Origin of the sequence: Janibacter terrae NBRC 107853, assembly GCF_001591405.1 — a bacterium.
GTDB lineage: Bacteria > Actinomycetota > Actinomycetes > Actinomycetales > Dermatophilaceae > Janibacter > Janibacter terrae.
Window position 1 is genome coordinate 551,436 of the sequence record NZ_BCUV01000007.1, and the last position, 12,958, is coordinate 564,393.

Annotated in this window: 14 protein-coding genes and 1 tRNA gene; 9 read left to right on the forward strand and 6 right to left on the reverse strand. The window is 71.7% G+C overall.

Features of this window, described 5'->3' with window-relative positions:
- The first annotated feature begins 16 nt into the window (after positions 1-16).
- The 8 genes from JT1_RS12245 to JT1_RS12275 are packed head-to-tail and all read left to right on the forward strand — an operon-like array spanning position 17 to position 5,571.
- Positions 17-454, forward strand: a complete 438-nt coding sequence (locus JT1_RS12245; protein WP_068326821.1) for a plasmid replication, integration and excision activator — start codon at positions 17-19, stop codon at positions 452-454.
- Positions 454-1,848: an FtsK/SpoIIIE domain-containing protein gene (locus tag JT1_RS12250; protein ID WP_068326824.1), complete on the forward strand. Its 1,395-nt coding sequence runs from the start codon at positions 454-456 to the stop codon at positions 1,846-1,848. Before JT1_RS12245 ends, JT1_RS12250 begins: the two co-directional genes overlap by 1 nt.
- Positions 1,838-2,092 carry a WhiB family transcriptional regulator gene (locus JT1_RS12255; RefSeq protein ID WP_255218347.1) on the forward strand — a complete coding sequence of 85 codons (255 nt, stop codon included), beginning with the start codon at positions 1,838-1,840 and terminating at the stop codon, positions 2,090-2,092. Before JT1_RS12250 ends, JT1_RS12255 begins: the two co-directional genes overlap by 11 nt.
- Positions 2,089-2,352: a hypothetical protein gene (locus JT1_RS17960; RefSeq protein ID WP_082807647.1), complete on the forward strand. Its 264-nt coding sequence runs from the start codon at positions 2,089-2,091 to the stop codon at positions 2,350-2,352. Before JT1_RS12255 ends, JT1_RS17960 begins: the two co-directional genes overlap by 4 nt.
- Positions 2,352-2,648 carry a hypothetical protein gene (locus JT1_RS12260; protein ID WP_068326829.1) on the forward strand — a complete coding sequence of 99 codons (297 nt, stop codon included), beginning with the start codon at positions 2,352-2,354 and terminating at the stop codon, positions 2,646-2,648. The genes JT1_RS17960 and JT1_RS12260 overlap by 1 nt, the downstream gene beginning before the upstream one ends.
- The gene (locus JT1_RS12265; RefSeq protein ID WP_068326833.1) at positions 2,645-4,123 is read left to right on the forward strand and encodes a replication initiator; all 1,479 of its coding nucleotides are present in this window, start codon (positions 2,645-2,647) and stop codon (positions 4,121-4,123) included. Before JT1_RS12260 ends, JT1_RS12265 begins: the two co-directional genes overlap by 4 nt.
- Before the next feature lie 38 nt (positions 4,124-4,161).
- On the forward strand, positions 4,162-4,347 hold the full coding sequence (locus tag JT1_RS12270; RefSeq protein WP_040880612.1) for a helix-turn-helix transcriptional regulator: 186 nt from the start codon (positions 4,162-4,164) through the stop codon (positions 4,345-4,347).
- A 3-nt stretch (positions 4,348-4,350) separates the two neighbouring features.
- On the forward strand, positions 4,351-5,571 hold the full coding sequence (locus JT1_RS12275; protein ID WP_068326836.1) for a tyrosine-type recombinase/integrase: 1,221 nt from the start codon (positions 4,351-4,353) through the stop codon (positions 5,569-5,571).
- A gap of 20 nt (positions 5,572-5,591) precedes the next feature.
- Here JT1_RS12275 and JT1_RS12280 read toward each other — a convergent pair.
- From JT1_RS12280 to JT1_RS12305, 6 genes are all read right to left on the reverse strand, one after another.
- Positions 5,592-5,664 (reverse strand) — tRNA-Thr (locus tag JT1_RS12280).
- 75 nt (positions 5,665-5,739) lie between these two features.
- The gene (locus JT1_RS19085; protein ID WP_068326839.1) at positions 5,740-6,474 is read right to left on the reverse strand and encodes a transglycosylase family protein; all 735 of its coding nucleotides are present in this window, start codon (positions 6,472-6,474) and stop codon (positions 5,740-5,742) included.
- A gap of 224 nt (positions 6,475-6,698) precedes the next feature.
- Positions 6,699-7,466: a transglycosylase family protein gene (locus JT1_RS12290; protein ID WP_303621117.1), complete on the reverse strand. Its 768-nt coding sequence runs from the start codon at positions 7,464-7,466 to the stop codon at positions 6,699-6,701.
- Between the two features lie 122 nt (positions 7,467-7,588).
- The gene (locus JT1_RS12295) at positions 7,589-9,181 is read right to left on the reverse strand and encodes a threonine/serine exporter family protein (protein WP_068326845.1); all 1,593 of its coding nucleotides are present in this window, start codon (positions 9,179-9,181) and stop codon (positions 7,589-7,591) included.
- Positions 9,178-10,932 (reverse strand): serine/threonine-protein kinase, encoded by a 1,755-nt coding sequence (locus JT1_RS12300; RefSeq protein ID WP_068326850.1) that lies wholly within the window; start codon positions 10,930-10,932, stop codon positions 9,178-9,180. The genes JT1_RS12295 and JT1_RS12300 overlap by 4 nt, the downstream gene beginning before the upstream one ends.
- A 71-nt stretch (positions 10,933-11,003) precedes the next feature.
- Positions 11,004-11,432, reverse strand: coding sequence for a CBS domain-containing protein (locus tag JT1_RS12305; protein ID WP_068326853.1), 429 nt, complete (start codon positions 11,430-11,432; stop codon positions 11,004-11,006).
- Positions 11,433-11,518: 86 nt separating this feature from the next.
- On the opposite strand from JT1_RS12305, the gene JT1_RS12310 reads away from it, so the two are divergent.
- Complete coding sequence (locus JT1_RS12310; protein WP_068326856.1) at positions 11,519-12,958, forward strand: alpha,alpha-trehalose-phosphate synthase (UDP-forming); 1,440 nt, start codon at positions 11,519-11,521, stop codon at positions 12,956-12,958.

Here is a 12,958-nt window from a genome sequence, read left to right on the forward strand (position 1 = left end):
ACCAAAGGAGCAGGTCATGGCGATGCAGCGTCGGTTCCCGGTCGGTCACGCAGATGTCTTCCCCGCGGGTGCGTTCTTGAAGGGGGGTGTGGAGCCGGTGGCGGACTTCGACGCGGAGAAGCGTGCGGACGGGTCGAGGCCGCAGCAGCTGGACAAGGACTCGGGTCTGCCGTTGTGGCAGGTGACGGTCCTGGACGCGGACGAGGAGGCGGCGAAGAAGGAGACGGCGCTGTCGATCAAGATCGCGGCGAAGGTGCAGCCGGTGCCTCCGGAGAACACGACGCAGTTTCCGTGGACTCCGGTGGAGTTCGTCGGTTTGACGGCTCTGCCGTACGTGGATGACAACGGCACTCGTCCTCGGCTGGCGTGGTCCTTCCGGGCGGAGGAGATGGTCGCGCCGGGCAAGGGTGCGAAGCCCTCGACGTCGGTTCGCTCGGAGTCGGCGGCTGCGTGATGAGGGCGCTGCCGTGGTGGGTCCGTCGTCTGGTCCGTGGGGTTGCCCTCGCGGTCCGGGCGGCGGGCCCTGCGCTGTGGCGGCTGCTGACGGTGTGCGTTGCGCTGCACCTTGTCGCGTGGGTGGTCGGTTCGGCCCTGGAGCGGGCCTCCTTGGCGGCACGGCTGCATGCGCTGGGCTGGTGGACGGGCGCGGTTGCCGTCGTCATCTTCGTCGTCGCGGTCGTGATGTCGGTGTCGTACCCGGATCAGGTCGTGGCGTGGTTCTGCCGGCGGATGGTGCGGTCCGAGTTCGCGCACGTCTCGCGTGCTGCTGGCCTCTCGAAGGAGGTCCGCTCCCATGAGGGCCGCCGGTGGGTCGATCCGGAGTTGCTCGGGGTGGACTCGTGCGGTGGCGTGGTCGTTGCCCGTGTGCGGGCTCGGCGGGGGCAGTCGTCCTCCGAGATCGTCGCGGCGGCTGAGAAGTTCGCGGCTGACTTCGGCGCTGCGGCCTTCCGGGCATCGGTCCTCTCCCCTGCGGTCGCGTCGATGCGGTTCACGATGCGTGACGCCTTGGTGGGCGCGACGCTGGCGGCTCTTCCTCAGGATCGTGAGGCCGGGTCGCCGTTGGAGCCGGTCGAGGTCGGTCGGGAGGAGTCGGGCGAGCCGTGGCGGCTGTCGTTGGTCGGCAGGCACACGCTGGTCGCGGGTCGCTCCGGCTCGGGGAAGGGGTCGGTGCTGTGGGGCGCGGTCGCCTCGCTGGGGCCGTGGATCAGGCAGGACACGGTGCGGGTGCACGGCGTGGACCTCAAGCGCGGGGTGGAGATCGCGATGGGTGACGGGCTGATGTACCGCACCGCCTATCAGCCCGAGCAGGCCGTGGAGGTGCTGCGCGACCTGCTGGGGGTCATCGATGAGCGGGCCGGTCGGATGGTCGGGCGGTCCCGCCTTCACCAGCCTGTCCCGGGTGACCCGCTGCACGTCCTCGTCATCGACGAGCTCGCGGCGCTGACCGCGTACGCCGAGGCCGGGGTGAAGAAGGAGGGCAACCGGCTCCTGGCCGAGATCCTGACGCAGGGCCGGGCGATGGGTGTGGTCGTCGTCGCCTTCGTGCAGGACCCGAAGAAAGAGACCGTGCCCATGCGTGGGCTCTTCACGCAGACCGTCGCGCTGCGCTTGCAGAGCGTCGAGGAGGTGCAGATGGTCCTGGGGTCCGGCATGAGCGATGAGGCACCGGCTCACCTCATCCCCGACGACCTGCGCGGCGCCGGCTACCTCGTCACCGAGGAGGGAACGGTGGCGCGGGTGCGGGCGCACTTCTGGCCTGACGCGCTGATCAAGGCGACGTCGGCGCATTACCCGGCCGCGAAGCGGTGGGAGTCATCGAGGGAAGGGGTTCGTCATGATGCCGAATGAGCGCACTCGCGCTGCGACGCGCACGTTGGCCACGCTCAACACTCACGGGGCCTGTGTGGGGCATCCGCACCCGGATTGGTGGTTCCCGGAGCGGGGCCGTGACGACACGGACAAGGCGCTGCGGGTGTGTGCCTCGTGCCCGGTGCGGCGCATGTGCCGGGAGTACGCGCAGGCCTGGGACGACGAGGGCGTGTGGGGTGGCAGCACGGATCACGAGCGCATCGAGCTGGGTGAGACGGCATGAGCTGGATGCTGGCTGCTGCCCCTTCGGAGGTGCTCCCCCTTCGCTCGACGCTGGGCCGGGGTGCTGCGGTTGCGTGTGACGAGTGCGGGGTGGTGTTCGTGCGGCGCTTCGATGCTCGGACGATCTTCCCGACGACCTCGGACGCCATCGCGGCGGCGACGACCTTGTGCGAGGGCTGGTCCTACGTCATCGGCAACGGGCTCGACCACCTCGTGTGCCTGGACTGCGTGAGTGCTCGGACGGCTGCGGGTGAGTTCTGATGCCGTACCCGTACAACGTCATCAAAGGGCTGAGCATCCAGGCCCGTTTGCGCATCGCGGACCGCGGTCTGACCTTGCAGGAGTACGTGCACTACTTCAGCGGGTGGACGACGTGGCACGGCGACACCTGTGGATGCCCGGATGACCGGTGCCGCGGCTTCCATCACGACGAGGACGAGACCTGGTGCGGTTGCCTGACGGCGTGCCTGGACGACGTGGTGCGGCATCGTGCGGCCGACGATCATCGCGACGTGGACGGTGAGGACGGGCAGCACGTCGCGGGGCGGTTGCCGTGACGGGGCAGCGCCGCGCACCGGGTGTCGGGTTCCCCGGCTACAGCGACGACGCCCCGCTCGACCTCGGGGACCTCGGGGCGGCGGCTCGGCAAGGGCTCGTGGATCGTCTCGTGGGCGGCACCTTCCATGCGTGGGCCGATGCGGCGGCTCGGGTCGGGCACTGCGCCCGCCCGATCAAGCTGGTCGGCTCCTCGTCTCGGGTGGATCGGGCCACGGGTGAGGTGCTGGGGAGCTACTCGTCGGCCCATGAGCCCTTCGGGGTGACGTACGTGCGGTGCGGCAACCGACGTGCGAGCGTCTGCCCGGCGTGCTCGCGGATCTATGCCCGCGACACCTTCGAGATGATCCGGGCCGGCGTGGTCGGCGGCAAGAGCGTGCCGGAGGGGGTCAGCGCCAACCCCTTGGTCTTCCTGACGCTGACCGCTCCGTCCTTCGGGCCCGTCCACGCGGCGAAGGGAGGCCAGCGGTGTCGTCCTCGGGATGGGCACGTGGTGTGCGCGCATGGTCGTCCGGTGGCGTGCTGGCAGGCGCACGAGGGTGACGACCTCGACGTGGGGACGCCGATCTGCCCGGACTGCTACGACTACGAGGGGCACGCGATCTGGCAGTGGTGGGCACCGGAGCTGTGGCGGCGCTTCACGATCACGACCCGTCGTGTCATCGCCCGGGCGTTGGGCGTGCCGGACTCTCGGCTGCGGGAGGTGGCGACGCTGCAGTACGCGAAGGTGGCGGAGTACCAGGCGCGGGGTGTGGTCCACTTCCACGCGCTCGTGCGGCTCGACGGCCCGAAGACGCCCGAGGGGTACGCCGCGGCTCCCGACTCGATCTCGGCTCGGACACTCGCGGGACTCCTCGAGGAGGCTGCCGCTCGGGTCCACTTCGATGCCCCGCCGTGTGGTGGCCGTGAGGCGGGCCGGTTGCGTTTCGGCGCGCAGGTCGATGCCCGCTCCGTGACGGCGACCCGAGGGGACGACCCGGACGCCCCGCTGGTGGGTGAGCAGGTGGCCGGCTATCTGGCGAAGTACGCGACGAAGGCTGCATCGGACACGACGGACCCTCGGCGCGAGTCGAGCCACTTCCGGCGCCTGCGGGCCACCCTGTATGACCTCGCGGACCAGCGGACGGCGGGTGATGAGTACGAGCTGCTGGGCAAGTGGGTGCACATGCTCGGCTTCCGAGGGCACTTCTCCAGCAAGTCGCGGCGCTACTCGATCACCCTCGGTGCCCTGCGTCGGGCGCGGCAACGGTGGCAGCGGATCGCCGCCGACTGCGCTCGTGAGGGCCGTCAGATGCCCGTCCTCGACTTCGCTGACCTCATCGCCGAGGACGAGGAGGAGACCACCCTCGTCGTCGGCTCGTGGACCTACGTCGGCACCGGCTGGGACACCGACGCGGACACGGCGTTGGCCCTGGCCGCTGCGGATCGTGCTCGGGCCTATGACCAGTGGCGGGCCGAGAGGGCACGGACGCACTGACAGACAGATGACAGGCAATGGGAGAGAAGGGGATTCAGATGTGCAATCGACACGACCCGCTGTGGACCGTCCAGGACGTCGCCACGTTCCTCGGGGTGCCCGTGGGGGCGCTCTACGACTGGCGGTGCCAGGGCGAGGGTCCGCCCGCGTTGAAGATCGGCCGGCGGCTGCGCTACCGGGAGAGTGACGTCTTCGCGTGGCTCGACGAGCAGACGGCGGCGTGAGCGGTGGGACGGCAGGGCCTCGCGCCGGGTGAGTGGGGCGCGATCTCGACGGTGCGCGTCGTCACCGACTCCGGGGCGACCTACAAGAGTCGGGCGTGGTTCCGCGGTTTCGACGGTCGCAAGCGGCGGGTGGAGCGGTGGGGCTCGTCGCAGGCCGCGGCGCAGCGGGCGTTGACCACGGCGCTGGAGGATGCCGCCTCGTCCGGGGTCGGTGGGTTGACCGCTCGGGACACCTTGGACGAGGCGGTGCGCCAGTGGCTGGCAGATCTCGATCAGCTCGTGCGGATGGGTGAGCGGTCACCGGGGACGGTGCAGACCTATCGCTACCAGTGGCAGCGGCACGTCTCCCCCGCGTTGGGCAACCTGCGGCTGGGTGAGGTGACGACACCGATCGTGGACCGCTTCTTGGTGGACCTGCACGAGCGGGTCGGGTCGGCCACCTCGCGCACGTCCCGGGCGGTGATCTCGGGTGCGATGGGGCGGGCGGTGCGTGAGGGTGCGGTGCGGTTCAACCCGACGCGGGAGGTGCGGCGGTTGAGTGCTGGTCCGCGTCGTCGGCCTCGTGCCCTGACCGAGCAGGAGCGGGCGGCGTGGTTCCTGGCCGTGACCCGTGATCCTCGGGCGGTCGAGCACGACCTACCGGACCTGTGCGCCTTCATGCTGGCGACGGGGCTGCGGATCGGTGAGGTGGTCGCGGTGCTGTGGTCGGAGGTCGACCTGGAGCGGGGGACGGTCGAGGTGACGTCCACGCTGATCCGGGTGACCGGTCAGGGCGTGATCCGCAAGGCCACGAAGTCGGCTGCCGGGCAGCGCCTCCTCCCCCTGCCTCAGTGGTGCGTGGCGATGCTGCGGCGTCGGGCCGAGGTCGGGGTGGGTCCGGCCGAGCCGGTCTTCGGCACGGTCGATGGTGGCTTCCGGGAGCCGCGCACGGTGAGCCGGTGGCTCTACGAGGTGCGCTCGGACAGTGACCTGGAGTGGGTGACCTCGCATGCGTGGCGCAAGACGACGGCGAGCATCCTCGACGGGTCGGGGGTGACGGCGCGGATCATCGCCGACCAGCTCGGGCACTCGCGGGTGTCGATGACGCAGGACGTCTACCTGGGTCGCGGGGAGCAGGATCCTCGGGTGCTCGCGGCGCTCGAAGCAGCCGATCCTCACCCCCCTTCGCTGGGCCAAAGTGGAGGCGAAAGTGGAGGCTTGGAGGGGGCGCAGGGTCGTGGGTGAGGTGTTTGCCCTGCTCAGAGAGCTGGCGAAGGGACTCGAACCCTCAACCACCTGTTTACAAGACAGGTGCGCTACCAATTGCGCCACGCCAGCGGGCCCGGGACGGCGAAGACCGGGACCGCGGCATCGTAGCCCGCGGCCCCGGTCGTCACCGAGTCACCGGTCGTGTCAGAGGACGTTGCGGTTGAGCCAGGACTGCAGGCGCGAGGTGGTCTGCGGGCCCCACTTGCCGTCCACCGAGGCGCCGACCCGGCCCTGGAGCGCGCGAGTGGTCTGCGGGCCGACGATGCCGTCCGCGGAGACGCCGAGCTTGCGCTGCATGGCCTGCTTGTCGGCGCTGTCGAGGTAGCCGTTCACGGGGCGACCGCCCCACTTCTCGATGCCGGCGTTGGTGCGCGGGCCCTGGAGGCCGTCGACGGTGAGCTTGCCGCCGGTGGAGGTCACGGTGGTCGTGGGCGTGCGGTCGCTGTCGCGCGAGGGGCGCTCGGCACCGCTGTAGGGGTCGACGGCCAGGCCGTTGGCGAGGGTCAGGCCGGCCCGGCGGGAGCAGACCGGCCACGCGCCCGGGCCCTGCACCTTGAGGACCTTCTGCGCGATCTCGATCTGCTGGCCCTTGGTGGCGCGGTCGGCGGTGTAGGCGTACTGCTGGCCGCCGAACCCCTTCCACGTCTGGAAGGAGAACTGCACACCGCCGTAGTAGCCGTTGCCGGTGTTGATGCTCCAGTTGCTGGTCGACTCGCAGGCGGCGAGGCGGTCCCAGACCGTCTCGGCGGCGCCCGCGTTGGTGGCTACGACCATGCCACCGGCGGCCAGGGCGCCGACGGTGACGACACCGCCGGCGACGCGCAGGCGACGGCCGCGGCGGGAGACCGGCTGGTCGGGGAAGTCATTGGTGCTGAACATGTGGCAGTCCTCATCTCGGCGGAGCACGGGCAGGGGCACCCCGTGCAGGTCCGAGAGCGACGCTAAGGACTCAGGAGTCACACAGACAACACCCGCACCATAAATACAGACCTGTAACTCAGACCCCGTGGACACCTCGTGTCACACGTCTCCGCACCCCCGAGCACGACGAAGGGGGCCGCGCACCGAGTCGGTGCGCGGCCCCCTTCGCGAGGCTGCTGGGATCAGTTGGCGTTGAGGTACGCCTGCAGCTTGGAGGTGGTCTGCGGGCCCCAGATGCCGTCGACGTCGGCGCCGACGACCTGCTGCAGAGCCGAGGTGGTCTTCGGGCCGATGACGCCGTCCTGCCCGGTGCCGACCTTGGCCTGGAGGGCCTGGACGTCGGCGGAGCTCAGGGTGCCGTCCTGCGCGGTGCCGACCCACTTCTCGATGGCGGCGTTCGTCTTCGGACCGCGGATGCCGTCGACGACGAGCGCGCCGGCGGTCGCGGGGGCGCGGACCTCGGAGCGCGAGGCCTGCTCCGGGGCCTGCTGCCGGGCCTGCGTCGGGGCGGGGGCAGTCGAGCCGCCACCGACCATGCCGTTGGCCTTGGTCAGGCCGGCCTTCTGCGAGCACACCGGCCACGCGCCGGGACCCTGCACCTTGAGGACCTCCTGCGCGATCTCGATCTGCTGCGCCTTGGTGGCCTGGTGCGCGTTGGAGGCGTACTTGCCGCCGCCGAAGCCCTGCCAGGTCTGGCTGGTGAACTGCAGGCCGCCGTAGAAGCCGTTGCCGGTGTTGATCGACCAGTTGCCACCGCTCTCGCACTGGGCGACGGCGTCCCACACGTTGGCGTTGGTCGCGGCGGAGGAGCTCTGGGCGGTGGCCACGGAGCCGACGGCCGCGGTCGCGCCTGCCACGGCGACACCGGCGATGCGGCGGCGGGCGGGCGAGGTGGTCACGGTGGGGGCGTGCTTGGGCGAGTAGAACATCAGAGTGTGGGTTCCTTCCACGGAGTTCAGGGGGCTTCGTGGTGAAGCTGCCAGCAGTTCTGGCGTCATTCGAGGACGGCGGGAACGTTACCTTCCCGTGATCTACCGAGTCAATCCCGTGACCTGGATTCGTCAGGCACTGGTCAGACGATGTCCCAGCCCTCGACGTCGCGGCGGTCCGACTCCTGCTCCACGGCGACGCGGCGTCGCTGGGCCACCGGGGCGTCGAAGGGGGCGGCCAGCCGGTCGCCGAGGGTGTTGCCCGTGGCGATCGCCATGATGACGCCGAGCGCCCCCAGGACGCTGAAGAGACCGGCCGTCGTGTCCGACCCGTCGCTGATCGTCGGCGGGCTGGTCATGTGGTACAGACCGATGAAGATCCCGAGCCCGGGATAGAGGCCGAAGGACGCCGGCACCGAGAGCGTGAGCGCGGGCGAGTCCATCCGCAGCGCGATGAAGCGGGCGAGGAAGCCGATGACGACGGCCGCCAGACCCGTCGCCGTGACCCGGCCGACGCCCAGGCTGATCACCCCCGCCGCGACGCTCACGCCGACGGCGCACAGCAGCGCCGAGGGCAGCAGCAGCCGGTGGCTGTCCTGGAGGGTGACGGCCCCCGCGAGGCCGATGAGCACCGAGCCGAAGATGACCATCGGCAGCGCCGCCGACGCCCAGGCGAGCTTGTCGAGCGGCGGTGGCGTCAGGCCCACGTCGAGCCAGCCACCGACCTGCAGGCACAGGCCCAGCCCCCCGGCGACACCCACGATGAGCCCGAAGGTGTGCAGCAGCACCGCGAAGAGCCGAGCGGTGCCCGTCACCGGGAAGCCGGAGAGGACGTCCTCCATCGCGGAGATCAGCGTCCGCGACGGGAGCAGCGCGACGATGCCACCGGCGACGATGAAGGCGAAGTCCGCCGGGGAGATCGGGAGGATGCCGTACGTGCTGAGCACGTAGGAGGTGAAGGCGATGACGGTGGCGGTCGCCCCGCCGAGCGCCCCGAGGTAGAAGTCGGGCAGGTTGAGCCGCTCGATGAGGCCGGCGAGCAGGATCGTCACACAGGCCGCGAGCATCGCGACGAGCACGGCGGGCAGGCTCGCCCCGAGGATCAGCGCGACGCCACCGGCGACCCCACCCTCGGCGAGGGTCACGAACCACCGGGACCACGTCCGCGGCGTCCGGCTGATCTCGCGCAGCTGGGACTCGGCCTGCTCGATGTCGATGTCCCCCGAGACGAGGTCGTCGACGAGTGCGTGCACCAGCGCCAGCCGGGCGAAGTCGAGGCGCGGCTGGCGGACGACGCGCAGCCGGGAGATCGTCTGGCCCGACGGGGTGCGGCACTGCATGTGCATCGACTGCATCGTCAGGTCGACGTCGAGGTCCTCGAGGCCGGCGGCGACGCCGACGGCGATCGTGGCCGACTCGACACCCGCGGCGCTCGACCCGGAGCGGAGCATGACCTCGGCGACGCGCAGCGCGAGGTCCATCGCGTGGGTGGCCGCGCGCTCCTCGGCGACGGCGCGGGTGACCCGCGGGTCACGGTAGGGCGTGCCGCGCAGGGAACCGCGCAGCGGGATCGTCTCGGTCGGTTGCTCGCCGCGCAGGCTCGGCCGCCGACGCGGCTTGGGCTGCGGCCCCGTCTGCGGGACCGGCGTCCCGTCGTGCGGGGTCGCGGCGGCCCGCCGGGCCGGCCGACGTCGCGGCCGCGGGGACGAAGGGGGCGGAGGCGGGGGTGTCGTCATCGGCTGGGTAGCTGCCCCGGGGTCGGCAGTGGCGACTGCAGCGCGGGCCACCAGGAGACGTCGATCGCCCCCACGGCGAGCGCGCCGAGGACACCGAGCGCGACGACGAGGAGCACGGCGACGACGAGCCCCCGGGCGGCCGGCACGCCGGTCACGCTGCGCACGAGGCTGCGGCTGCCGCGACGCAGGCCGGGGCCACCGGGGCCCCACCACCCGGTGAGCAGCGCGAGCAGCGAACCCACGGCGATCGGCAGGGGCGCGTCCAGACGAACCCCGAGGCCGTCGACGGAGGTCTGGGCGAGGGCGGTCGCGAGCAGGCCCGCACCACCGACGGCGACCGGGAGCAGCGCGGCGACGACGGTCGTGAGCGCCGCGGTGACGAGGTGCCACGGCGAGGCCGCTGCGGCGGCGAAGCCGTCGCTGCGTCGCCGGCCGTAGCGGTGGCGTCGGCGCACGGTGCCCGTCATCGACCGGTCGACGGTCCGGGCGAGCCAGGACCAGCCGAGCGCCACCACGAGGCCGACCCACGGAAGGGCCGCGGTCAGGGCGACCGCGGCAGCGAGCAGGGCGGCGAGGACGTCGCTGCGCCGGGGACGCCCGATGCGCGGGTCACCCGGACGGTCGCCGATCCCGACCCCGGGGCCGGGCTGCTGGGTCCCGGGCTGCTGGGTCCCGGGCCAGGGCGCCCGCTCACGTTGGGGCAGCATCCCCCAGCCGTTGTCCTGCGGCTGCGGCACGGGCGCCGGCTGCGGGGCCGGTCGCGGGTCGGTCCAGTCGTTGGTGCCCCACGGCGCCGGCGGCTCGTTGCGCTGCGCGGGCGGCGCGGCGACGGGCGGCAGGGCGCGGGTCGCGTCAGGGGTGAGAGCGCGGGTGCGCTGCGGCAGCACCTCGGTCACCGGGCGCCCGTCGGCCCAGGCCTCGAGGGCGAGCAGCACCTCGTCGGCGTCGGGCCGCAGGCGGGGGTCGGGGGTGAGCGCCGCGTAGAGCAGCGGGGCGAGCTCGGGGTCGACGTCGTGCAGGTCGACGTCGCCACGGCAGACCCGGGCGAGGACGGCCTCCATGCCGCCACGACCGAAGGGGGAGCGCCCGGTCGCGGCAAAGACGAGCGTCGCCGCCCACCCCCACCAGTCGGTCGCGGTCGTGACGTCACCCCCTTCGACCAGCTCGGGCGAGAGGTACCCGGGAGTGCCCATGACGAGGCCCGTCATGGTCATCCGGGAGCTCTCGACGACGTGCGCGATGCCGAAGTCGATGACGACCGGGTCGCCGTCGAGCAGGAGGACGTTGCCCGGCTTGAGGTCGCGGTGGATGACGCCGACCTCGTGGATGGCGCGCAGCGCCTCGGTCAGGCCTCGAGCGAGGCGCAGCAGGGCCTGGGCGTCGAGCGGACCCTCCTCGCGGACGTGCTGCTCCAGGCTCGGGCCGGGCACGTAGCGCGTGACGATGTACGGCTGGTCCGCCTCCAGGTCAGCGTCGAAGACCGGCGCGATGCGCTGGGAGCGGACCCGGGCGAGGGTGTCGACCTCGCGCCCGAGGCGGGCGCGGGCGTCCTCGTCGTGGGCGACGTGCGAGCGCAGGACCTTGACGGCGACCGCGCGCCCGCGCGCGTCGAGCGCGAGGTGCACGATGCCCATGCCGCCCTGCCCGAGCTGCTGCAGGACGCGGTAGGGGCCGATGGTGTCGTAGTGCGCCACCGCGACGTCTCCCCGGGGTTCCGGGGCGGGCTCGGGCCCGAGGCGCTGTGTCGTCATGGCACCCAGCGTAGAAGGCCGCGGGTGGGCGTCGTCGGAGCGTCGGCTGTGTGGCGCCTGTGCACCACCGGTCACTGCGTGATGTAGGCCTCGAGCTGGTCGCGCTCGGCGGACAGGTCACGGATGCGGTGCTTGACCACGTCGCCGATGCTCACGATGGCCACGAGCCGCCCGTCGCGCACGACCGGGACGTGGCGGATGCGACGCTCCGTCATCTGCGTCTCGAGATCGCTGATGTCGTCGTGCTCACCGCAGGTGTGCACCTCGGCGGTCATGATCGCGCTGACCGGCCCGTCGAGGATCTGCGTGCCGACGTCGTGCAGGCGCCGCACGACGTCACGCTCGGAGACGATCCCGTCGACGACCCCGTCGGCCGAGGAGACGACGACGGCGCCGATGTGGTGCTCGGCGAGGAGCCCGAGCAGCTCCGCGACCGTCGAGTCGGGCGGGACCGTGACGACGTCGGTGCCCTTGGTGCGCAACACGTCCGAGATCTTCATGTATCGACGGTAGTGCTCCGGACGCGTCGGTGGAAGGCCTGGCGGGTACATAGGGTGGACCCAACGACCCTCCGGAGGTAGCACCCGTGTCACGCCAGCGCACGTTCGACCTCGTCATCGCCGCCAACAGGCTCCCCGTCGACCGCGTCGTCGCCCCAGACGGCAGCAGCGAGTGGCACCGCTCCCCCGGTGGCCTCGTCACCGCCATGGACTCCGTCATGCGCGGCCGCGAGGGCGCGTGGGTGGGGTGGGCCGGCGAGACCGGCGAGGCACCCGCCCCCTTCGAGGAGTCGGGGATGTGGCTCCACCCGGTCCCGCTCTCGGAGGAGGAGCAGACCACCTACTACGAGGGCTTCAGCAACGACACCCTGTGGCCGATCTACCACGACGTCATCGTCCCCGCGCACTTCCACCGCGAGTGGTGGCAGGACTACGAGGTCGTCAACGCCCGGTTCGCCGACGCGGTCTGCGAGATTGCCGCGCCGGGGGCCAAGGTCTGGATCCACGACTACCAGCTGCAGCTGGTGCCGGCGATGGTGCGCGCCCGCCGGCCCGACGTGCGCATCGGCTGGTTCAACCACATCCCCTTCCCGCCCGTCGGGCTCTTCGCGCAGCTGCCGTGGCGCGCCAAGATCATCGAGGGGCTCCTCGGCGCGGACTACCTGGGCTTCCAGCGCCAGGCCGACGCGCAGAACTTCGTGCGGGCGGCGCGGCAGCTCGGTGGGTGCGCCACGAAGGGCGAGACGGTCACCGCCAAGGGCCCGGACGGTGGCGAGCGCGTGGTCCGGGCCTCCGCGGTGCCGATCAGCATCGACTACGCGGGGCTGGACGAGCTCGCCCGCAGCGAGCCGGTGCAGGAGCGGGCGCAAGAGATCCGTGAGTCACTCGGCAACCCCGACATCGTCATGCTCGGCGTCGACCGGCTCGACTACACCAAGGGCATCCGGCACCGGCTCAAGGCCTACGAGGAGCTGCTCGACGAGGGCGTCTTCGTCCCGCCGGAGATCACCTTCGTCCAGGTCGCGACCCCGAGCCGCGAGCGCGTCGAGGCCTACAAGACGCTGCGCACCGAGATCGAGACGACGGTCGGGCGGATCAACGGCACGTACTCCGACCTCGGCGCACCGGCGGTGCACTACCTGCACCAGAGCTATCCGCGCGAGGAGATGGCCGCGCTCTTCCAGGTCGCCGACGTCATGCTCGTCACCCCGCTGCGCGACGGGATGAACCTCGTGGCCAAGGAGTACGTCACCTGCCGCCACGACGAGGGCGGCGCGCTCGTGCTCAGCGAGTTCACCGGCGCCTGGCACGAGCTGCACCAGGCCTTCGTGTGCAACCCGCACGACATCGAGGGCCTCAAGCAGACGATGGTCCGCGCCCTCGAGACCGACCCCAAGGAGAAGCGGCGCCTGATGCGGGCCCTGCGCCGCCGGGTCTGCGAGCACGACGTGCAGCGGTGGGCCGACCGGTTCCTCAGCAACCTCGAGAGCGCGCCGCAGCGTCCCGGCCGGTCGAAGGGGGCCTGA